The 20,881-nt window shown below is 44.9% G+C and carries 19 protein-coding genes; 13 read left to right on the forward strand and 6 right to left on the reverse strand.

Going from position 1 to position 20,881, the window contains the following annotated elements; genetic code table 11:
- Positions 1-16 precede the first annotated feature (16 nt).
- Entirely contained in the window at positions 17-1,540 is a 1,524-nt protein-coding gene (locus tag K5L93_RS10330; protein WP_220719755.1) for a M20 family peptidase, read from the forward strand.
- Positions 1,541-1,650: 110 nt separating this feature from the next.
- The gene (locus tag K5L93_RS10335) at positions 1,651-2,259 is read left to right on the forward strand and encodes a DUF3299 domain-containing protein (RefSeq protein WP_220719758.1); all 609 of its coding nucleotides are present in this window, start codon (positions 1,651-1,653) and stop codon (positions 2,257-2,259) included.
- Positions 2,260-2,308: 49 nt separating this feature from the next.
- Here K5L93_RS10335 and K5L93_RS10340 read toward each other — a convergent pair whose 3' ends face one another.
- Entirely contained in the window at positions 2,309-3,241 is a 933-nt protein-coding gene (locus tag K5L93_RS10340) for a LysR family transcriptional regulator (protein WP_246615030.1), read from the reverse strand.
- A 138-nt stretch (positions 3,242-3,379) separates the two neighbouring features.
- Between K5L93_RS10340 and K5L93_RS10345 the strand changes: the two genes are divergently transcribed.
- The 6 genes from K5L93_RS10345 to K5L93_RS10370 all read left to right on the forward strand — a co-directional run bounded on the left by K5L93_RS10345 (position 3,380) and on the right by K5L93_RS10370 (position 10,513).
- On the forward strand, positions 3,380-3,766 hold the full coding sequence (locus tag K5L93_RS10345; protein WP_281422548.1) for a DoxX family protein: 387 nt from the start codon (positions 3,380-3,382) through the stop codon (positions 3,764-3,766).
- A gap of 8 nt (positions 3,767-3,774) precedes the next feature.
- The gene (locus tag K5L93_RS10350) at positions 3,775-4,614 is read left to right on the forward strand and encodes a pirin family protein (RefSeq protein ID WP_220719759.1); all 840 of its coding nucleotides are present in this window, start codon (positions 3,775-3,777) and stop codon (positions 4,612-4,614) included.
- Positions 4,615-4,624: 10 nt separating this feature from the next.
- Positions 4,625-5,596, forward strand: a complete 972-nt coding sequence (locus tag K5L93_RS10355) for a glutathione S-transferase family protein (protein WP_220719761.1) — start codon at positions 4,625-4,627, stop codon at positions 5,594-5,596.
- Positions 5,597-5,667: 71 nt separating this feature from the next.
- On the forward strand, positions 5,668-6,672 hold the full coding sequence (locus K5L93_RS10360) for an ABC transporter substrate-binding protein (RefSeq protein WP_220719763.1): 1,005 nt from the start codon (positions 5,668-5,670) through the stop codon (positions 6,670-6,672).
- A gap of 233 nt (positions 6,673-6,905) precedes the next feature.
- Positions 6,906-9,623, forward strand: a complete 2,718-nt coding sequence (locus K5L93_RS10365) for a PQQ-binding-like beta-propeller repeat protein (protein ID WP_220719765.1) — start codon at positions 6,906-6,908, stop codon at positions 9,621-9,623.
- Positions 9,624-10,015: 392 nt separating this feature from the next.
- A complete protein-coding gene (locus K5L93_RS10370; RefSeq protein ID WP_220719766.1) occupies positions 10,016-10,513 on the forward strand; it encodes a YehS family protein in 498 nt (165 codons plus the stop codon).
- Positions 10,514-10,571: 58 nt separating this feature from the next.
- On the opposite strand, the gene K5L93_RS10375 is transcribed toward K5L93_RS10370, so the two are convergent.
- Positions 10,572-10,766: a hypothetical protein gene (locus tag K5L93_RS10375; protein WP_220719768.1), complete on the reverse strand. Its 195-nt coding sequence runs from the start codon at positions 10,764-10,766 to the stop codon at positions 10,572-10,574.
- Positions 10,767-10,897: 131 nt separating this feature from the next.
- Positions 10,898-12,256, reverse strand: coding sequence for an MFS transporter (locus K5L93_RS10380; protein ID WP_220719770.1), 1,359 nt, complete (start codon positions 12,254-12,256; stop codon positions 10,898-10,900).
- 358 nt (positions 12,257-12,614) lie between these two features.
- On the opposite strand from K5L93_RS10380, the gene K5L93_RS10385 reads away from it, so the two are divergent.
- The 3 genes from K5L93_RS10385 to glmS all read left to right on the forward strand — a co-directional run bounded on the left by K5L93_RS10385 (position 12,615) and on the right by glmS (position 16,233).
- Positions 12,615-13,532 (forward strand): DUF2804 domain-containing protein, encoded by a 918-nt coding sequence (locus tag K5L93_RS10385; RefSeq protein ID WP_246615031.1) that lies wholly within the window; start codon positions 12,615-12,617, stop codon positions 13,530-13,532.
- 81 nt (positions 13,533-13,613) lie between these two features.
- Positions 13,614-14,378, forward strand: coding sequence for a DeoR/GlpR family DNA-binding transcription regulator (locus K5L93_RS10390; protein ID WP_220719772.1), 765 nt, complete (start codon positions 13,614-13,616; stop codon positions 14,376-14,378).
- A gap of 22 nt (positions 14,379-14,400) precedes the next feature.
- Positions 14,401-16,233: a glutamine--fructose-6-phosphate transaminase (isomerizing) gene (gene glmS, locus K5L93_RS10395; protein WP_220719774.1), complete on the forward strand. Its 1,833-nt coding sequence runs from the start codon at positions 14,401-14,403 to the stop codon at positions 16,231-16,233.
- A 38-nt stretch (positions 16,234-16,271) separates the two neighbouring features.
- Here glmS and K5L93_RS10400 read toward each other — a convergent pair whose 3' ends face one another.
- From K5L93_RS10400 to K5L93_RS10410, 3 genes are all read right to left on the reverse strand, one after another.
- Positions 16,272-16,487, reverse strand: a complete 216-nt coding sequence (locus K5L93_RS10400) for a hypothetical protein (RefSeq protein ID WP_220719775.1) — start codon at positions 16,485-16,487, stop codon at positions 16,272-16,274.
- 264 nt (positions 16,488-16,751) lie between these two features.
- Positions 16,752-17,297: a phage tail protein gene (locus K5L93_RS10405; RefSeq protein WP_220719776.1), complete on the reverse strand. Its 546-nt coding sequence runs from the start codon at positions 17,295-17,297 to the stop codon at positions 16,752-16,754.
- 98 nt (positions 17,298-17,395) lie between these two features.
- A complete protein-coding gene (locus K5L93_RS10410) occupies positions 17,396-18,094 on the reverse strand; it encodes a PEP-CTERM sorting domain-containing protein (RefSeq protein WP_220719777.1) in 699 nt (232 codons plus the stop codon).
- A 251-nt stretch (positions 18,095-18,345) separates the two neighbouring features.
- On the opposite strand from K5L93_RS10410, the gene K5L93_RS10415 reads away from it, so the two are divergent.
- Together K5L93_RS10415 and K5L93_RS10420 are read left to right on the forward strand one after the other, a co-directional pair.
- Entirely contained in the window at positions 18,346-19,185 is an 840-nt protein-coding gene (locus tag K5L93_RS10415) for a mechanosensitive ion channel family protein (protein WP_220719779.1), read from the forward strand.
- Positions 19,186-19,322: 137 nt separating this feature from the next.
- Positions 19,323-20,876: a M14 family zinc carboxypeptidase gene (locus K5L93_RS10420; protein ID WP_220719781.1), complete on the forward strand. Its 1,554-nt coding sequence runs from the start codon at positions 19,323-19,325 to the stop codon at positions 20,874-20,876.
- The last annotated feature ends 5 nt before the right edge of the window (positions 20,877-20,881 follow it).

Genomic DNA, 20,881 nt, shown 5'->3' on the forward strand with positions numbered 1-20,881 from the left:
ACTAAGGAGGTAATTTATGACACAGCAAACTAAGCTTTTTACTGGCATCGCCTCAATATTTGCTCTTTCAGCAAGTCTTTCTGTTTGGGCTACCGAAGAGCAGGATTTTAGCTCAATGCAAATGCAAGGCGTTGAGCAAGTGGAAGTGAAGGTCGATATAGATGGGGCTGCGCAGCGACTTTCTCAGGCTGTGCAATTTGCTACTATTTCGAATCAAGACCGCAGTGATTTTGATGAAGCCGCATTCAATAACTATCATGACTTCTTAGTTAAATCTTATCCTTTAGTTCATAAAACACTTAAGCGTGAGTTAGTGGGTGACCCTCGCCCATTCAGCTTAATTTACACATGGGAAGGCAAAGATCCATCATTGCCACCAGCCATTTTTATGGCTCATCAGGATGTAGTACCGATTGCCGAGGAATCTCGTGATCAATGGGAAGTGGAGCCTTTCTCTGGTGAAATCAAAGATGGTTATATTTGGGGGCGTGGATCTCTGGATGACAAAAACCAGATTCATGCGATTTTAGAAGCCGCTGAAATGAAGATTAAAGAAGGTTTTCAACCTGAGCGCACTATCTTATTTGTGTTTGGTCACGATGAAGAAGTAGGTGGTCCCGAAGGGGCTAAGCATGCTGCGGATATCGTTGAGCAGCGTTATGACAAGGTTGCCTTTGTCATTGACGAATCGGCGCCTCTTACTCCGGGAATCTTCCCTGGCATTCGTGAAAATACAGCCTTGATCGGTATTGCGCAAAAGGGTTTTGTTAGTCTTGAAATTGCAATTCATGGTGTGGGTGGTCACTCATCACAACCTGCTGGTGAGTCGAACATTGTGGCTCTGGCTAAAGCGGTTGAAAAAGTCGAGGCGGCACAATTTCCATACAAAATTCATGATGCAGTTCGCTATCAGTACCGCTTTATGGGACCAGAGTTACCTGAAGACCAGCAGCCAATGTATAAAGCTGTGGCTTATGGTGACAACGATTCGATCAGCGACCTAGAGCAGAAATTCATCGACGTTATGTCACAAAATCAAGTGACTCGAGCCATGTTGCATACTACAACGGCGGTGACCATGTTTAATGCTGGTATTAAAGATAACGTTTTACCACCAGCGGCAACAGCAGTAGTTAATTTTCGCCCAATGCCTGGAGATTCGCCAGAGGTGATCATCGAGCATGTGAAAAAAGCCATCAATGATGATCGTATTACCGTTCGCGACATTTCGGCTTCTACACCTGCAACAAACGTTGCTGATCCAAATGGTGAGGGTTATAAAATGCTGGAGAAGACTATCCGTCAAATCTGGGGGAATGATCTGATTGTCTCGCCATTTTTTGTAATTGGAGGCTCTGACTCTAAGCACTTCCAAGCGCGTGATTTTGCACCGGATGTGTATACCATTACAGCTCTACAACTGGAAAATGTAAAAGAGTTTGAAGGTTTCCATGGTGTGAATGAGCGAATCCTCGTTGATGAGTATGCTCGTTCAATTGGTTTTTTCTATAAGTTGATGGATAACTTAGAAACCCTTTAATCAGTCAGTTATATCAAATGGTGCCAGTGACGGGTATTCGTTACTGGCAATTATCCGTTATTGCCGCGAACGGGTGATGGTCAAACCGGTATATATCTCGGGAAATAGAAATGAAACGCTTATTGCTAATGTTGGTGCTGGTAGCTCCTTTTGTTAATGCAACAGAGACCCTATCATGGAACGATCTTCGTCCCCAAAACGTGCAGCAACAAAATCTATCCTCAAGTGATGAAGCACTAATCACAGAGATCTACGCCTATGAAGTTGCGCAGCAGAGCCGCAACCTCAGTCCGATGGAACACGATGGTTACATCAAGCGAATTGAATTCGCAGAGAAACGTGGCTTGAATGTTAGACAAGCGTTGGATGAGTTGGTAAGCGGTAAGCGGTACGCTAATGCGATTATTCCAGACCTTGAAGTAAAGGATATGAAACTTGCTGGTTTTTTGGTTCCACTTGAAATACAAGGCATGGTTGGAACCCAGTTTATTCTGGTTCCTACTGGTGGTGCTTGTATTCATACGCCACCCCCTCCAGTGAATCAAACTATTTTGGTCAATTTTCCTGAGGGCTTTAAAATGCGAAGCCTTTATACTCCGGTCTGGGTTAAGGGGGATATTAAAGCAGAAGTTGTTTCTGCATCAGTAACATTGTCTGATGGAAATCAGGCGATTGAAACTGGATATGTAATTGAAGCATCTGACATTGTGGATTTTTGAGCCTCAGCCTATTTACCGCACTATTTACCATCGGCTTAAGCGCTCTGAGTTAGCACTTTAAATAGCGACTTAAGGCTTGATCCCAATAAGGGTTTAAACCAAAACGCTGGGCTAAAAAATCTATCATTACTCGGCTGCGGTGTGGCAAGTAGCGGGTATTGGGATAAACCGCCCAAGCGTGCAATGCGGGTAATTTATACTCGGGCAGCACTATCTCTAGCTGTCCTTTTGCGATGGCTTGCCAAGCAATAAAACTCGGTGTGTGGGCAATGCCGTGCCCGGCAATGGCTAAGTCTTGCAAAAAATCACCATTGTTGGCGCTAATATGCGGTTGATAAGCCACTTGGTGAACTTGCCCTTTATTATCACTTAATTGCCAACTGGCAGCGCCGCGTAAGCTGTAATGCAGTACTTGGTGTTGGCTAAGTTGTTCTGGCTTGGTGGGACGGCCATGTTTGGCAAGGTAGGCCGGAGAGGCCACTAAGGCAAAATTGATAGGGGTAATTTTTTTTGCCTTAAGGCTGGAGTCTTTCAGCTCGGCAATGCGCAGCGCTAAATCGATGCCTTCTGCCACTAAATCATGTTGGCTGTCGGCCAAGCTTACCTTAAGTTTAAGTTGTGGGTGCAGTTGCATAAATGCATCAAAAGCGCTGCTTAAGTGCGCTTGGCCAAAGGATAAGGGCACCGCAATATGTAAGCTGCCAGTTAAGGTTTGTTCTTGGCAGCTAGCGTCTTGGTTTAGCTGATCAACCTCGTCAATAATGCCTAGACTTCGTTGATAAAACTGTTGGCCAGCGTCGCTTAAACTTAGGCGACGCGTGGTCCGTTGCATTAGGTTGCTGCCTAGGCGCTTTTCCAAGGCACTTAAACGCCGACTCACCACCGATTTAGCGACTCCTAACTGTTCAGCCGCACGGCTAATGCTGCCTGCCTCGACCACCCGCACAAAAATCTGCATTTCTTCGAGCTGTCCTATCGCCATATTCCATGTTCGCTAGTGATTATTGTTGCCATTATAGGAACAATTATTTGCTAAGCGCACGGTTTATCGTTCTTCATAACAACATTAATCTGTTGTTAAGCAAATGGCCTTGAGCCAAATAAACAGACGGAGAACACAATGATGAATTTACTACAACAACTCAGCCAGCCTACTGCACGAGTATTTTTAGCGCTGATTTTTATTCTTTCTGGCTACGGGAAAATTGCAGCTTACGCCGGAACTCAAGGTTATATGGAAGCCATGGGAGTACCGGGCGCGTTGTTACCTTTGGTTATTGCCTTGGAGCTGCTAGGGGGCTTGGCAATATTACTAGGCTGGAAAACTCGCCCAGTGGCGTTTTTGCTAGCAGGCTTTAGTTTGCTGTCGGGTTTGTTGTTTCACTTTAACCCTGGCGATCAAATGCAAATGATTATGCTGATGAAAAACATTGCCATAGCTGGTGGGTTCTTATTATTGGTGGCCCATGGTGGCGGCGCATATTCGCTAGATAAACGCAGTGCATAGGAACAAATATGACTAGCTTAAAACAGTTACAACAAGTGGTGGCCGGTCAGGCCACCAGCGATGGAGCAGGCGTAAAGCTCACCAGGATGCTGGGCAATAGTCAGCTGCGTCATCTAGACCCATTCTTGATGTTAGATTGCTTTGAGTCTGACAAACCCGATGATTATTTAGCGGGTTTTCCAGAGCATCCACATCGTGGTTTTCAAACGGTTACTTATATTCTTAATGGTCGGATGCGCCATAAAGACAATGCTGGCCACGAAAGCGTAATTGAAGCGGGTGGCGTGCAATGGATGAATGCTGGGCGCGGAGTGATTCACTCAGAAATGCCCGAGCAACAAGATGGCTTACTTAAAGGTTTTCAACTGTGGGTGAACTTAGCCGCAGAGCACAAAATGTCGGCGCCAGATTATCAAGAGCTGAGCGCCGAGCAAATACCACTGAGCCAAGATGAGCAAGGCAACGTAATAAGAGTAGTTGCCGGAGAGCTGCCTAACGGAACCGTTGGCGCGGTGCAAACTAGCCACACTGCAGCTAGCTTTTTAGATATTAGTTTGGTGGCAGGGGCAAAGGTTAATCTAGATTTACCTTCTCATCATCACGGTTTTGTTTACGTGATTGAGGGGGAAGTAACGGTTGCCGATAACCCGCAGACTATTGCCGCTTATCACTTGGGCGTGCTTAGCGAAGGCGAACAACTGTTGCTACAAAGCCAGCATGCTAGCCGCGTGCTAGTTGTAACGGGCGAGCCCCTTAACGAGCCAATAGCTTGGGGTGGTCCCTTTGTTATGAATACTCGAGAGCAAGTATTACAAGCATTTGACGATTTTCAGAATAATAAATTTTAGGAGCGCGACCGTGGGATTATTAGTTGATGGAAAATGGCAAGACAAGTGGTACGACACTAAACAAACTAAAGGCCGGTTTGTGCGTAGCGAATCGCAGTTTCGTAATTGGGTAACTGCCGACGGTAGCGCCGGGCCAAGTGGTAAAGCCGGGTTTAAAGCCGAAGCTGGTCGCTACCATCTTTATGTGTCTCATGCTTGTCCTTGGGCTAATCGCACCATGATATTTCGCAAGCTTAAGGGCTTGGAGGATATGATTGATTATTCGGTAGTGCATTGGCTTATGGGGGAAAATGGTTGGACATTCGCGCCTGGTGAAGGCGTAGTAAGTGACCCCATCAATAGCGCTGAATTTTTACATCAAGTGTATACCGCAGCTGATGCTAACTACTCTGGTCGAGTGACGGTGCCAATTTTATGGGACAAGCAACAGCAAACCATTGTATCTAACGAGTCTGCCGACATCATTCGTATGTTCAACTCAGCCTTTGATGATCTTGGGGCCAAGCAAGGTGACTACTACCCAGAAGCGCTACGCGAAGAGATTGATGCTCTTAATCAGCGTGTTTACGACACCGTTAACAATGGCGTGTATAAAGCGGGCTTTGCAACTAGCCAAGAAGCCTACCAAGAAGCCGTATTCCCCTTGTTTGAGAGCTTAGATTTTTTAGAGCACATTTTGTCAAACAATCGTTATTTATTGGGTGATCAACTCACCGAGGCTGATTGGCGTTTATTCACCACCTTGATTCGTTTTGATGCGGTGTATGTCGGGCATTTTAAATGCAACTTAAAGCGAATAGTTGATTACCCAAATATCGATGGCTACATGCGCGAGCTTTATCAAATCGATGGCGTGGCAGAAACCATCAATTTTGACCATATTAAGCGTCATTACTACGAGAGCCACGGCACCATCAATCCTACTGGTATCGTGCCTGTTGGGCCAGTTCTACAGTTAGACAAACCTCATAATCGTGGCTAAGTTGATCAAGATCTAGTGAATAGTCAGTGCCTTAAATAGGCATTGACTATACTTAGCCTAAGCGTTTAAAAATGAGCCGGTTAGTGAATGTTTTAGGTCGATTAATTTGTGGGGTTTTATTGCTGCTAGTGCCCTTTGGGTTGCTCGCGAAGCAAAAGATTTTGGTGATAGAAAGCTATCACCAAGGATACGCATGGGATCAAAGTTACATAGAAGGCTTAGAGTCAGTACTTGGCGAACACTACCAACTCTTGTATTTCCAAATGGACACCAAACGGATCCCTCGTTCACGCCATCGAAGTCGCGGTGAACTGGCTTGGCAGCGCTACCTAGATGTAAAACCCGATCTAGTTATTTTAGGTGACGATAATGCGCTCAGATATTTAGGTCAGCGATTTGCTAAAACCTTGGTGCCAGTGGTGTATTTGGGCATCAATAACAATCCACGTCGTTATCATGTACACCAACGAGATAATATTACCGGTGTTTTGGAGCGCCCTTTAATCAAGCGCTCTATTTCTAGCATTAAGCCATTGTTTCCAAATGGGCTTAATCGCATGCTCATTTTATTTGACGACGGCATCACTGCTAAAACGGTACTGCAAGAGATATTTGGTGGTGATACGCAATTGCGAGTGTCTGGAGTTGATCTAGAGTTGCGATTAATTAGCCGTTGGGACACATGGAAGCAAGCGGTTAATACAGCAAAAGATGAAGGCTTTGATGCAATAGCCTTTGGCCTTTATCACACCTTGAGAGACGACCGAAACAAATATGTTGATGCAAGTGAAGTATTACAGTGGTCGTCGCAGCATACACCGCTGCCTCCTTTCAGCTTTTGGGATTTTGCCGTAGGCAAAAACAAAACTATCGGCGGCTTAGTATTATTTGGTTACGAGCAAGGGCGCATTGCCGGCGAAATGGCACATACCATCTTAACTACTGATGTTATTCCTCAAAGTTTAGGCCCTAAAACCGCAGAAAAAGGTCGGTATTTGTTTAGCCGTAGCCAATTAGAACGTCATCACTTGACCCTACCGCGAAAAATGGCCAACAAAGCCAACTTTGTTGAGTAAAATTTTTATTAAAGGTTGTTTAATTCGTTTAAGTAGTAAATTGTGTTATTGGTTTGTTTTGGTTGCGTTAAGGCCTTTTAAAAACTATGTTTATTTTTAGTTTGCTGTTGTGGTAAGCATTTTAGTGAATACCAAACATTCTTGTGAGTGAACGTAAACACCTTGTCTTTACTACCGCTTGCTTGATGAATATTCAGCAAACCCCAACATAAATAATAAAAAGGGACTTAATAATGAAACAGCTCACCACTCTAGCTGTCATTTTTTCAGCTGGTTTACTTAATGCTTGTGGCGGTTCTAGTGATTCAGAAACGCCAGACCCAGCCCCCACCCCTACAGTCACCACGGCATTTTCTGTTAGCGTGGACGCGCCACCTAGCTTAATTACCGCTAGAACTGGTGGGTTTAGTTTATTTTCAAAGGCTTATGCCGATAGTGTTGATAATTTAGAAAAAGATAATTTTGCAGTAGCCATTATCGATGCCGATGGCAACGTAATTGAAATTGTTGAATTGGCCGATGACCAGTGGTCGCGAGAGCCAGACGGCACCTATGTGATCACCTTACCGGGTGGCGAACGTTTAGATTGTGTGGTACTGATTGACCTTGATGGAACACCGGCTCTGCAGCTTAATCAGCCACTACCTAGCGATAACTTGTTTGCGCCAACTACCTCAGAGGAATTCCAAGTCGACTTAAGCTCAACCGCTGCTTATCGTGCAGTGGTTGAACAAATTGCCGCTGCCAGCACCTCTGGTAGCGATTGGGGAGAGTTTGCTTCTGCCGTTCCTGCTGGTGATGAACTAGCCAGCAATGTAGAGATGGCACAACAATTAGTGGCCAGTGTCATTGAAGAAGTGAGAGACGAAATCAATCAGGCAATTATTGATTCGGGCAATGATTTTACTCTGGAGGACATTTTAGAAGATCCGTCAATTTTAGAGCTTGTTGATACAGTTGTTGATCGCATTGAAACCGAAATTGATGCAGTAGATACCAATGTAGCCGAAGTTCTTCAACAAGGTGTGTGGTGGGTATATGCCGACAAATATGATGACTACTTAGAGTTTGAGGCGGGTAAAGTTAGTTTTGATGGAGTGACAACTTCTGAGCAAATTTACCAATGGGATGTAAACGGCGGAGCAGCGTTAGATTTAAGTAGCCCTGAAGAGAGTTATTCAGCCTCTATTGGTAATGTAGACACCAGCCAATATGAAGTCGATCGCTGGGTGCTAGGTAGTGAAGGCTGGTTAGAGGATGTTGACATGCCTTTATTCCGTAGCGCCACAGAAACCACCGCTGTTATAACTAATGCGGGTTTACAATCTGATAGCGGCTTAGACCGACAAGTAACCTTAAAACAAGTTGATTTAGCAGGTAGCCCTATTCGAGCTTTTGCTTCTACCGAAGATGCTAGCGAGTTGTTGCCGTTAATCCCAAGTAATGCAGTGTTTAGTGATGGAGCTATTGCTTACTTAGGTTCAGAGACGCTTGTTGCCGACCGATACCGCATCTTCAATTGGGAGTGTGAACAAGAAGGTGAATTTTGTAACCGTATATACCGCAATATGGGAGGAGGCGCTGAAGAAAACGCCCCCACCGCCTTGTCGGCGTTATTTTCTGCTGAGCCAGCAGAAGCTAATGATTACAGTATGCAAGGGATTTGGATGACACCAACCCAATGGCCAGGAAATACTAGCGTATTGGCTGAATTTGTCGAAGATGATAGCAATACCGTTAATTTCTACAAAATTTATCACAATGATCAAACTACAGAAAAGTTAGCCTTTAGCACCACTTGGGCTTTACAAACCGTAAATGGACAAGAGTTGGTCAGAGTTAGTTTACCGGCAGCATTGGTTGCTTATGGTGCGGATATTGGGGACTTGGAGATTTTCTATACCGTAGCTGATGGTTTAGTGCGTCGCGGTAATATAGAAATGGCAGGAATGCCTTCTTTCTATTTGTTTAATCAGCAAGCTATCCAAGACATGGGTGCTGTGCTTGCTCGCGATACCTGTGATGTAGAGATGCTTGAAGAAACCTGGACTGAACAACAGTTTATGGGCTTCTTCACTACCTGTAATTACATTTCTGCGCAACTTGCCTTTCCTGATTTATACCAAGAGCGTATTGTTCGGGTTAGAGGAAGCGATGGAACCACACGAGCCTATGAGTTTAATCAAGATGGAAGTGTAAATTTCTACAAGGCTGGATTGCTAAGTGGTGAACTGAGCTACAACCTTACCGATCAAGATTTCATTAAGTTGAGTTACAGCGAAAATGATTACGATTTGTTAGTGTTTGTAGAAGCCTTTGATGAAGTAAATGAGGTAGCGATGGCGGTGTTCTCAAATGAAGCGGACCTAGGCACCGAAGCATGGTATTACAAAGGCAAAGTGGTAGAGCGCAATGCAGGGGTTGAATATTGTGCAACAGGTGACTCTGACTGGGACGATGAAAATAGTGTTCCGGTTGAGGGGACAGAAAAGCTTATCGCTGATTACGATAATGCCATTGCAGAGTGTATTGAAACGATTGGTGGTCGTAGTGCCAAATTTAGTGCAGATTCCTTAATGGGCAATGCGCTAGTGGCTAGCGATGATGATGAAGAGTCTTACTATATCTTCGGCGATACCGAGAGTAGTACCGCAGGTTGGTATAACGGTGAGTTTCGCGAGTTAGTTGAAGAGTTTAGCATACCAATGGAGTGGCAGGTTAATGAGAGTGGTGAGCTAAATCTGCGCCTGAACGCTGAAGCTTTATTTGGCTTAACCTTAGAGGAAAGCACTACCATTATTGCAACGGATGGGGTAGAAATGGCGCTTAAGATCTTTGCACAACAAAGTACTTGGCCAGAAGACTTCCCCTATATGAGTGAAGATGAAGGTGAAGTGTGGACCGATATACGGACACTTATTAGTGGCAGCGACGTACCTGCTTTACCATAGGTTGACGCTAGTTAATAACAAACGGCCTTTATGGCCGTTTTTTATTGCCTTAAAAAAAGGCAGCTTAGAGAGGTTTTGACTACGCTCAATAGATAAGCTGAGCTGGGGATAACAAACCGGTTTCTAGCGGCTACTTTTACTTATTTCGGTGTTGAAGCTACTTGAAATAGGCTAGCTATTGGCGCGCTGCTTCGCCTTGAACTAAGAAAGACTATCTCGCCAAAAACATTAAGCTAGATTAAGTACTGAGTTGCGGCGTTATCGTCACTTCCTTATCCTGATTTCAGGTTAAATAAGCGGCTGGGGCGCTATCTACTTGCCGCTGGATAGCGTAGAATCCTGCTGGTTTTTCAGCCTGTTGGCTGTAGGTTTACTTTATTTGGGATCTATCCATGACTAATAACGATATTCTTCGTCGTCTTCGCTACTGTTTTAATTTTAATGATAACAAGATGATTGCTATTTTTGCGCAAGCTGAGTTAACAGTGAGCCGCGCAGAAGTGAGTGATTGGTTGAAAAAAGATGATGACGCCGCTTATCGCAATCTTAACGATAGAACCTTAGCAATTTTTCTTAACGGCTTAATCAACGAAAAACGCGGTAAACGTGAAGGCCCGCAACCCGAGCCAGAAAAGCGCCTAAACAATAATCTTATTTTGATGAAGCTAAAGATTGCTTTAAACCTCAAAGCAGAAGATATGCTAGAGGTACTAGGGCTAACCGGTTTTCAGCTAAGCAAACATGAATTAAGTGCTTTTTTCCGCAAACCCGATCATAAGCATTACCGCCTGTGTAAAGATCAAATCATGCGTAACTTCTTGCATGGCATGCAGCTTAAATACCGCGCTAATCCAGACGAAGCCCCTGATTTTGAGTGGGACGAAGAGTAGTCTTTAGATAAATAAAAAAGCCGAGCTAAGCTCGGCTTTTTTATAAGTAAATATTGGCTTAGTAGTAAGTATCGCTTTCGCTATGAAACTGTTCATCATCGGGAAAAAGGTCGTTGTAAGCCCGGGTGTGAAGATTACCGGTATGTTTATCGCGTACCAGCGCCACGTTGTTTCTTTCATCTAAGGTGTCTACTAGGGCTTCACCGTTGTCGTAAATACAACGCATGCCTACTTTGAAAATATGCTTGCTCATGATGCTGACTCCTTGTTCAAAGGTTCAGCTTATATAACGTTGCAATTAGACGTTTCGATCGACCTATTAGTCATGTTTCCCAATAAAAAAGGGTGAGCCTTAGCTCACCCTTTTTGGCATAGACCGTTTGTTTATGCGGTTTGTGCTTGGTTTAGCTCGGCGTCTTGGTTGGCTAATTGTGGGTCGTCTCGGTCGGTTACGGTTAAGGTAACCAATGCCGCTACTACCATCGATGCTCCACCTAGTACCAAGGCCATCATTGAGTCGCCACCAAAGAATTCGCGGGTGAAGTAACCTAAGATACCGGCCGCCAAAATTTGTGGAATAACAATGAAGAAGTTAAATACGCCCATAAAAAAGCCCATTTTTTTGCTAGGTAAAGAACCCGCTAAAATGGCGTAAGGCATACATAAAATACTCGCCCAAGCAAAACCAATACCTACCATGTTAAGCATTAACATTTTTGGATCGTTAATAAAGTACATGCCGGCTAAGCTTACGCCGCCCAAGGTTAAACAAAAGGCATGCACTACTTTACGGCTGCTGCGGGCAGCTAACCAAGGTAGCGCAAAGGCAGCCAAGGCACTAACACCGTTATACATGGCAAAACATAAGCCTACCCAGTCTGCACCTTGGTTATAGAGAGCTGAGGAGGTGTCTGTGGCGCCGTAAACGCTGCTAGTTACCGCCGAGGTGGTGTAGATCCACATGGCAAACAGAGCAAACCATGAGAAGAACTGCACAACGGCTAATTGGCGCATAGTTGTAGGCATTTTCTTCACATCTGCCCAAACTTCAGCAAGACCTTCGCGCGTTTCTTGATCTTGTTCTGGCTCTGCGCCTTCAAAGCGCTCCATTTCTTCAGGGCTGTATTCTTTGGTTTTGAGAACGGTCCATAAAACAGCACCAAAAAACACCACTGCACCAGCATAAAATGAGATTTTAACTGACGGCGGAATAACCCCTTCTGGGGCGGTGTTGGCAATGCCGAACCAGTTAGCCAGTACATACGGCATGGCAGAAGCAATTACTGAACCCACACCAATGAAAAAGGTTTGCACCGCAAAGCCTTGGGTACGCTGTTCTGAAGGGAGGTTATCAGCAACTAAAGCGCGAAACGGTTCCATTGAAACGTTAATCGAGGCATCTAGTATCCACAACATGCCTGCTGCCATCCAAAGATAAGGCGAGTTAGGCATAATGATTAATGCGAGAGAAGACATGATCGCGCCAGCTAAAAAGTAGGGGCGACGACGACCTAAACCATTCCATGTTCTATCACTCATGTAACCGATAATCGGTTGAATAAGTAATCCTGTTACTGGCGCAGCTAGCCACAAAATTGGGATTTGATCGATGCTAGCGCCCAAGGTTTCAAAGATTCGACTTACGTTGGCATTTTGTAAACCAAAGCCAAACTGAATACCTAGGAAACCGAAACTCATGTTCCAGATTTGCCAAAAGTGTAATTTAGGTTTGTTAGTGTTCATGAACTTACCTGAAGGTGATAAAGGTGTTATCTGGTCTAACCAGATGAATTTGAAACTGCCGAGATTGTGAACACAAAAGGTGATTTAATCCACAAAAATTAAGTGATCTGCATCACGTTAATGGTTGAAAGTGTTTTCAAAATCACATTTTTAGGTGTTTTTAGCTAATTTTTATTGGTTTTTCGAATTGATGTTCTGGATTTGGGCTTCTGCTTAGAGGCTTATCACGGCATTTGCTCGGTATCAGCTGTTTTCTTGCAAGCTGGCTCACAAAGCAATCACTCCTTTTTAGAATATTTACTCAAACTCTGCTTAGCTAATAAATGTTAATAAAATGTAACCGTTAAAGGTTTGGTAAATGCAAAACTCCCAACAACTTATTTCAGCTCCTAATAGCTTAATCGCAGCGAATGGAGAACTAAGCTTTGGTCACTTTAATGGCCCGGTTAGCCAGTTGGGTTTGGCAAACTTTGTATATACCAATGTGATGGACAAACCTGCGTCGCTTTGGGCAAAGCATTTTCATTACAAGCAATTTCAGTTTGTGAGCATTAACTGTGATGACTACATTTTAGGCTTTGCCTTGGCAGATATTCGCTACCTAGGCAGTGGCTTTTGTTACGTGTTTCATATCCCTAGCCAAACCTTGCAAGAGCACACCTGGCTTAAGCCTTGTGGCATGGGGTATGGCACCCAGCCAAGCCCGGTAAATAGTTTGGCTTATCTAAAAGGCAAACATTCACTGCAGATTCAGATAGTGGAGGGACAATGGCACATCAGCGCCAACACACCGTTTTTAGCAGCCGAGTTAACGTTAACTTCAGTTAACCAACAACAATGCATGGCCATGTGCGGCCCTACCGGCTACTCCGGCTGGACGTATACCCAAAAGCACAATGCCTTGCCTGTTAATGGTTATTTGTTGGTAAATGGTAAAGCACAGAATGTGGCGACAGCCTTAGGCGCTTATGATTTCTCGGCGGGCTATATGCGCAGAGAAACTTCTTGGCGCTGGGCAAGCTTCTCTACTCGTTTAAATCAGACCTGCATTGGCTTAAACCTCGCCGCAGGGGTAAACGAAACCGGCTGTAACGAAAATGCCTTATGGATTGATGGAGAGAAGCACTTGCTTGGCCCGGTGCATTTTAGCTTTAAACGCAGCCTCGCAACTGAAACTAGCAAGTTGCATCAGCCTTGGCACATTTACTCAGCCGACGGTCGAGTAAATCTTAGGTTTACTCCCTTAAATTGCCGCCAAGAGCGTTTAAACCTGTGAATAATTTTTTAACAACTCGGCTTGATCTTAAGTTTCGCTTAACTATAATAAGTTTCGATTCGAAACTTAGCTAAAGAGATTATGATCAAACGAAACACTCAGCAGCGCCGTCGCCTTATCTTAGATCGCCTTGCCGACCTCGGTGAAGTGAAGGTTGATGAACTTGCTCACGCTTTTGAAACCTCAGAAGTTACGATTCGAAAGGATTTAGCTAGTCTAGAAGCTAACGGCTTGTTACTAAGACGTTATGGCGGTGCAGTGCCTATTCCTAAAGAATTGATAAACGAACCGCACGACGAGCAAGTATCCAAGCAAAAACAGGCGATTGCCCAGTCTGCTGCAGGCTTAATTCGTGATCATAATCGAATAATTATCGACAGTGGCAGCACAACCGCTGCGCTACTGCCAGAGCTTTCAGAGAAAGAAGGTTTGGTGGTAATGACGAATTCTTTAAGCATTGCTGGCGCCTTACGAGAGTTAGAAAACGAGCCGACACTTTTGATGACCGGTGGCACTTGGGATACTCACTCAGAAGCGTTTCAAGGCCAAGTGGCCGAGCAAGTATTACGTGCTTACGACTTCGACCAATTGTTTATTGGCGCAGATGGCATCGATGTAGCGCGAGGATCGACTACCTTTAATGAATTAGTTGGTTTAAGCCAAGTAATGGCCGAGGTTGCCCGAGAAGTCGTGGTACTGGCCGAGTCCAATAAAATTGGCAGAAAAATTCATAACCTAGAGTTGGCATGGTCGAAGATCTCAACTTTAGTCACAGACAATCAGCTAGAGCCTAGCGTGGCCGAGCAAATCCGTGCTCACGGCGTTAATGTGGTAATAGCCCAATAACTTTATCGACAAGGAAATAACTATGTGTGGAATTGTAGGAGCGGTAGCTCAGCGTGATGTAGCAGATATTTTGGTTGAGGGATTGCGCCGCCTAGAATACCGTGGTTACGACTCATCGGGTGTAGCAACCATCACTGCCGATGGCGAATTAAGTCGCGTGCGCCGTTTAGGTAAAGTACAAGAATTAGCCGATGCCTTAGAAAGCAACCCTGTACTTGGCGGCACCGGTATTGCGCATACACGTTGGGCCACCCACGGCGAGCCTAGTGAGCGTAATGCTCACCCACATGTTTCATGTGAAACCATCGCGGTTGTGCACAATGGCATCATCGAAAACCACGCCGAGCTTCGTGAGCAGCTTATTGCCAAAGGTTACACCTTTGCCTCAGATACCGACACCGAAGTGATTGTTCACTTGGTTGAACACAAGATTAAACATCACCAAAGTTTGGTAGAAGCGGTGCAATCGGCAGTGGCCGAGTTAGAAGGTGCCTACGGCATGGTGATCGCCGATAAACGCGATCCAAGCCGTTTAGTGGTAGCACGCTCAGGCAGCCCACTGGTTATTGGTTACGGTGTGGGTGAAAACTTCATAGCTTCTGACCAACTAGCATTACTACCGGTAACTCGCCGTTTTGCCTTCTTAGAAGAAGGTGACGTAGCCGAAGTTACACGCCAAGGCGTAAACATTTTTGATGAGAATGGCGAACCAGTAGAGCGCGAAATTAGTGAGTCTACAGCATCACACGATGCTGGTGATAAAGGCCAATATCGCCACTACATGTTAAAAGAAACTTACGAGCAACCCATTGCAATTCAACGTACTTTAGAAGGGCGCTTGCAAGCAGGCAAAGTGCTAGACAGTGCTTTTGGCCCTAAAGCCGCTGAGATACTACCTACCATTGAGCATGTGCAAATTATTGCTTGTGGTACTTCTTATAACTCAGGCATGGTAGCGCGCTACTGGTTTGAAGAATTGGCCGGTATTCCATGTAACGTAGAGATTGCCTCAGAGTTTCGTTACCGCAGGTCATTTACGCCTAAAAACAGCTTGCTGGTTACCCTTTCGCAAAGTGGTGAAACTGCCGATACGCTGGCAGCATTGCGCTTAGCTAAAGAACAAGGTTACACCTCAAGCTTAACCATTTGTAACGTTGAAGGGTCATCTTTAGTTCGTGAATCAGACATGGCTTACTTGATGAAAGCGGGCACCGAAATTGGCGTAGCTTCAACCAAAGCTTTCACGGTTCAGCTTGCTGGTTTATTGATGCTGGTAGCGGCGATTGGTCGTAATAAAGATGTATCAGCAGACTTGGAGGCGCGCATTGTGGGTGCACTACAATCGCTACCTGCCAAAATTGAACAAGCCTTAACACTAGACAGCGCTATTGAAGAGCTAGCCGAAGATTTTGCCGACAAGCACCACAGCTTATTTCTTGGTCGCGGTACCCAATACCCAATTGCCATGGAAGGTGCGCTTAAGCTAAAAGAGATTTCTTATATTCACGCCGAAGCGTACGCAGCGGGCGAATTAAAGCACGGCCCACTAGCCTTAATTGATGCAGAAATGCCAATCATTGTGGTAGCGCCTAACAACGAATTGTTAGAAAAGCTTAAGTCTAATGTTGAAGAAGTTCGTGCTCGTGGCGGTATTTTGTATGTATTCGCTGACAAAGACGCTAAGTTTGAAAGCGACGAAACCATGCGCGTGATTAATGTTCCACATGTAGACGAGTTAATAGCGCCTATCGTGTACACCTTACCAATGCAGTTGTTGTCCTACCACGTAGCCCTGATTAAAGGCACCGACGTAGACCAACCTAGAAACTTAGCTAAATCGGTAACGGTTGAGTAAGCCTATTCAAACTTAGTATTTAAAAAGCCCCGCTATGCCTATGCTAGCGGGGCTTTTTTGGATGCTTGCTGGTAGTTTATGCGTAAGAACATCTTACATTCCAAGGCTTGTTTTACCGGTTTACTCGCCCAATCAGCAGTCTTCTTTCCCTGATGGTCAAAGTCTTTGGCCATTAACGGGCCTTCATCGGCAATTCGTTTTAACACCGTATCTATTAAGGCATAGTTTTTTAATAGCAATGCTTTGTTGGCCATTGGCAAAAGCCTGTTTATGCAGCAAGCTAAAGCGGTAATCTCGCATCGGCAAATACGCTGCACTGCCAAATTAAACAATATTGCCCAATAGACTATTTAAAGAACTTGGTGTTACTTATTTGTATGTTATTTAACCATTTTGGGGGTGGTTTTGCTGAAGGAAAAAGTAGTCAGCCGCTGAGCGTGCTTAGTTGAAAAGGAGGTTCGCGGTACTTCAACCCATATAATTTGGGCCTCCGCGTGGTGTTGAGGGGCTATTTATGCCTAATTTCTAGAGGGGAAGATGCCATTTACACAGATAATGTAGTTAACGGCTAAGTAAGGCTGCATGTTGTTAACAGCTGAGTTGCTCCCTTTGTTTTGTTGACTAATCTCAATGGCACTTGCTTCCATTTCGGCATTGGCTACGCTGTTGGAATAGGAAATTGAGGATGCACTCGCATCGTTAGCCCAAACGGCGCCAACGGGAGTTTGCACATTACCTGAGCCATTCAAGCATTTAGCTTTGGCGGTAACTTGGTGATTATGGCTAGGCATTTGATGTTCGTTTAGAATGTTGCTTTCGCTACCACCATGTTGGCCTAAAGGATACTGAGACAAGCTCTGCCCTTGGCCAGCACTAACCGGTGCGCGCCCTCTTAAGTCGGGCAAAGCAAAGCTGGTTCTTCCATCACCGCCATAAATTGTGCCGATAATTGCAAACAGAGATTGATTGCTTGCAATCGATAAAAGTTGACCGTGACAAAATTGCCAATCTCGTGGGGCGAAGTTTCCTGCAAAAATAATCATTTGGCCTATGTAACCTTCCATATTAATGTTTCCTTAATTTGTGTTTAGCTGCCTACTCACTAGGCGCAGGTGGAGCGAGGCAATATCTACCTCTTGGCTTGTTTTTATTGGGTTTATGCTTACGCTTGGCGGTATCGTTTCAGACCCAACAGTGCGGCAACAAACAATAGTATGCTGCTAGGCTCTGGAACTGGGTTTGGTGGTTGACTGCTATCTTCGGTATTAATGACTAAGTTTGAATAAATTAAGCCGTAGCGATTGTTGTCTGATTCGGTGACTTCTGCAGTGAGTGCATTGGTTGATAAGCCAGTACCGCCAATATCTAAATCGGCAGTAAACAAGCCATCACTGAGATCGGCAAAAAAGCTCGCGTCTAAATCAAAGCTATAAACGTTATATTGCAAGTCGAGTGAGCCACCACCTGCCTCAAAGCGAGTATCAAGTTCAGAAGTTAAGTCATTACCATCTAGGGAGAAAGCGTCAAGCTGGCTGCCGGAAGATGCTGAATCAACATCCCAAATACCAAAGCTAAAGGTAGCGCTAACGATAGTGTCGGCAATTGCCGCGTAATTAAACGACCAGCTGGTACTCGTTGGGTTAGTGAGTATCTCGTGCCCGATAATGGCGTTGAAGGGGGCTGCTTGGCCACTTTGTGTGGGGAAGATGCTGGTAGCATAGGCGTATATGCCTTCATCTACCAAGCCCGAGCTGCCGTTACCAAGGGTAATATCAATCACGCCTGCATTAGCTATTGGGCTAAGCAAAGACAGCGATACAACCGAGCGTGTAATGAATGTGTTAATTAAGCAGGGTTTCATTTTAACAATCCTTATTAATGCCACCATTATTGGCAACATTGTCAAATTGCATAAAATGTTCCATGTCATTAAGTCTTTGTTGTATAAAAACTAACCATTTTAAGATTGTTTGAGTTGTAAATTTTACTGACAAAGTTATTTGCTATTCAAAGAGGAGGGAATATTTCCGGTTTAAGCAGTAAACTTAGTTAAATAGTCGGTTTTACTGTGCTATTGCCTTATCGAAAAATGCTTGCAGCAAGGAATGCTAAATGATTGACCAAGAACTCGCCCAACTTGAATCGGTATACCAAACCATTGTCGACTTTTTAGTGAGATACAGCTTCCAACTAGTAGGGGCAATTATTATTGTGCTACTGGGTTTATGGTTTGCTGGCAAAGTGTCTAAAGGGTTGTTTCGTACTCTAGAGCGTAAAGGTTTAGATATTACCCTCGCCAACTTTATCGCCAATGTGGTTAAGGTGTTGTTTATTGCCATTACGGTGATTATTGCCTTAGGTAAGTTGGGAATAAGTATTACCCCCTTTGTAGCTGCTTTGGGTGCTATTTCTCTCGGTGCCGGCTTGGCGATTCAAGGTACTTTATCCAATTACGGCGCGGGCTTAGCAATTATTCTCACCCGCCCTTTTGTACTTAAAAACACCATTACCGTAAAGGGCTACACCGGCATTGTAGAAGAAATTAATTTAGCCACCACGGTGCTAATTAATGAAGATAACGAGCGGGTGACCATTCCTAATCGCCATATTGTCGGCGAAATACTTAAAAATACCGAACAAAACAGCTTAGTTGAAGGCGAGGTAGCGGTCGCTTATGGCAGTAATCCAGAACAAGTGATTAGCTTAATAGAAGAGACCTTGGCGGCCATTGCCGAGGTTCAGCAGGCGCCTGCCACCAAGGTGGGGATAGAAGCCTTCGCCGACAGTGGTATTAATATTAGTTATCGCTTTTGGGTGCCAACACCGTTATTTCATCAAACTAAGTTTGCCGCCAATTTAGCGGTGTTTAATGCCTTGCAACAAGCGGGTGTGCAAATACCTTTTCCACAGCGCGAAGTACGTATGCTATCGGAGCAACCAGCTACTAAGTGATCTAGTGCAAAGTAAAAAATACAGTCACTTACAAGAATGTTTAATAACTTTTTTCTCATTAGCGCCCAGTGTTTCTATGATTAATTTTTGACAAGATGTTGACCATGCAATCGGCATCAAAAAATCAGGGATGATCAATGAACATGCGTGAAGTGATATGGATGTTAAGTAAAAGTAAGCTCTGGGCGTTGTTGATTGGGGGGCTAGCGAGTGCCTCAATGAGCGCCACCCCACAGTTACACTGGCAATCAAATAGCCAGGACTATTGGCAACTGTCTCGTTATCAAGATTTGCAATTTCAGCTGAGTTATCTGCCCTACTTTTCTAGAGTGAAAATGCAAACCGGGCCGTTAATTCGCAATGGAAGTAACGGCGGATTGTTGAATATTGACCAAGCCCTTCCAGCAAATTTAAACATCAATTATCAGGTGTGTGGTGAACAAGTTGAAGCCGACAGTATTCGACAAGCTGTTGTGTGTACCGTAAATGACGGTGGGCGTGGCAATGTTAACCCAGAGCGAGTAGGTACCTCTACTCAAGGCAGAGACCTGTTGGCTATTCGCATGGGCAACCCTAATGGTACTCGAGTAATGGTGATTACTCAGCAACATGGCAACGAGCCGGCGGGCACCGAAGCAGCCCTGAGCATTGTTCGTTGGTTAAGCAGCGGTTTTGGCCGCAAAACTAAAAGCATTTTAGCTACGCTAGATCTCTTAGTGTTATTGCGGGCCAACCCTGATGGCGGTGAACCAGACCCAGAACATTGCAGTTTAAACCCTATTCCAGGAATGGTGATCGATAATGACTGCGCGCTAATCCGCCAAAATGTTGATCCCATGGCAGGTGGCGCCTTTGCCGAAAATTCAGAAGCAGACTTTGTCGGCATTGTCGGTCGAGGTTACGATTTAAACCGCTATCATCATGTGACTTTAGATAAACCCATTCGCCCATTAGAAAGCCAAGCCATGGTTGCTGCAGCCTTAGCCTTTCAGCCTGAAGTTGTTCTCGATTTACACGGCGACTTACAAAAAACCGACTGCCAATTAGATTTCACCTCCATCAAGCCAGCCCAAGTATTGGGGCAATTACCCACCGTTAACTGCTTACATGGCCAAACCGCCCATAACTTTCGATTGTTAAGCCCCTTTGCCAATGCTCTGCCTGGCTCACCGCAACAATTTTTAGCGCAAAGCTTGGCGGTGAAAGTGATGAAAAAAGTCGACCGGGTATTTGTAGGTTCAACCGGGCGCTTTTCTCAGGTGCAACTTGGCGCCGGAAATATTAGCAGCGGCGCGACAGCAAATTATCGACATATTGGAGCGGCGGCTGGTGGTTGGGAGACAGTAAATTTTGTACAAGATTTACGTGCTGACGTTACAGCTGTGCATCTTGGTCAGCCGCAAATTGGCGTTAACCCAGGCCTACCGGACCCAAGCTTTCTGAGCAAACAAATCTGGATAAACCGAGTGGCCTTATTTGAAGCGCTCGCCACTTTAGCTAACTACAGCGACAATGCGCCAAGTGACAGTAGTGGGTTTTGTGACTACCCCTTAGCTCAAGGCTTACAAGCTAGCTTACCGGTAGAATATTGGGGGCCACAAGCCACCAATGGCGCTGTGTTAATACCCATAGAGCCCAGCATTGGCGTACCTTTATACATTAGCGGCAACTGCCCAGATAATCCTTTGTAAACGTT

It is taken from the genome of Agarivorans litoreus (assembly GCF_019649015.1).
In the GTDB taxonomy this organism is placed as follows: Bacteria; Pseudomonadota; Gammaproteobacteria; order Enterobacterales; family Celerinatantimonadaceae; genus Agarivorans; species Agarivorans litoreus.

Bases quoted from the DNA above. Each gene is read 5' to 3' on its own strand.
- K5L93_RS10330 (WP_220719755.1), top strand. From the start codon at position 17: ATGACACAGCAAACTAAGCTTTTTACTGGCATCGCCTCAATATTTGCT.
- K5L93_RS10360 (WP_220719763.1), top strand. From the start codon at position 5,668: ATGAGCCGGTTAGTGAATGTTTTAGGTCGATTAATTTGTGGGGTTTTA.
- K5L93_RS10390 (WP_220719772.1), top strand. From the start codon at position 13,614: ATGATCAAACGAAACACTCAGCAGCGCCGTCGCCTTATCTTAGATCGC.
- K5L93_RS10365 (WP_220719765.1), top strand. From the start codon at position 6,906: ATGAAACAGCTCACCACTCTAGCTGTCATTTTTTCAGCTGGTTTACTT.
- K5L93_RS10405 (WP_220719776.1), bottom strand. From the start codon at position 17,297: ATGGAAGGTTACATAGGCCAAATGATTATTTTTGCAGGAAACTTCGCC.
- K5L93_RS10380 (WP_220719770.1), bottom strand. From the start codon at position 12,256: ATGAACACTAACAAACCTAAATTACACTTTTGGCAAATCTGGAACATG.
- K5L93_RS10400 (WP_220719775.1), bottom strand. From the start codon at position 16,487: ATGGCCAACAAAGCATTGCTATTAAAAAACTATGCCTTAATAGATACG.
- K5L93_RS10345 (WP_281422548.1), top strand. From the start codon at position 3,380: ATGATGAATTTACTACAACAACTCAGCCAGCCTACTGCACGAGTATTT.
- K5L93_RS10415 (WP_220719779.1), top strand. From the start codon at position 18,346: ATGATTGACCAAGAACTCGCCCAACTTGAATCGGTATACCAAACCATT.
- K5L93_RS10340 (WP_246615030.1), bottom strand. From the start codon at position 3,241: ATGGCGATAGGACAGCTCGAAGAAATGCAGATTTTTGTGCGGGTGGTC.
- K5L93_RS10420 (WP_220719781.1), top strand. From the start codon at position 19,323: ATGAACATGCGTGAAGTGATATGGATGTTAAGTAAAAGTAAGCTCTGG.
- K5L93_RS10385 (WP_246615031.1), top strand. From the start codon at position 12,615: ATGCAAAACTCCCAACAACTTATTTCAGCTCCTAATAGCTTAATCGCA.
- K5L93_RS10350 (WP_220719759.1), top strand. From the start codon at position 3,775: ATGACTAGCTTAAAACAGTTACAACAAGTGGTGGCCGGTCAGGCCACC.
- K5L93_RS10375 (WP_220719768.1), bottom strand. From the start codon at position 10,766: ATGAGCAAGCATATTTTCAAAGTAGGCATGCGTTGTATTTACGACAAC.
- K5L93_RS10410 (WP_220719777.1), bottom strand. From the start codon at position 18,094: ATGAAACCCTGCTTAATTAACACATTCATTACACGCTCGGTTGTATCG.
- K5L93_RS10335 (WP_220719758.1), top strand. From the start codon at position 1,651: ATGAAACGCTTATTGCTAATGTTGGTGCTGGTAGCTCCTTTTGTTAAT.
- K5L93_RS10370 (WP_220719766.1), top strand. From the start codon at position 10,016: ATGACTAATAACGATATTCTTCGTCGTCTTCGCTACTGTTTTAATTTT.
- glmS (WP_220719774.1), top strand. From the start codon at position 14,401: ATGTGTGGAATTGTAGGAGCGGTAGCTCAGCGTGATGTAGCAGATATT.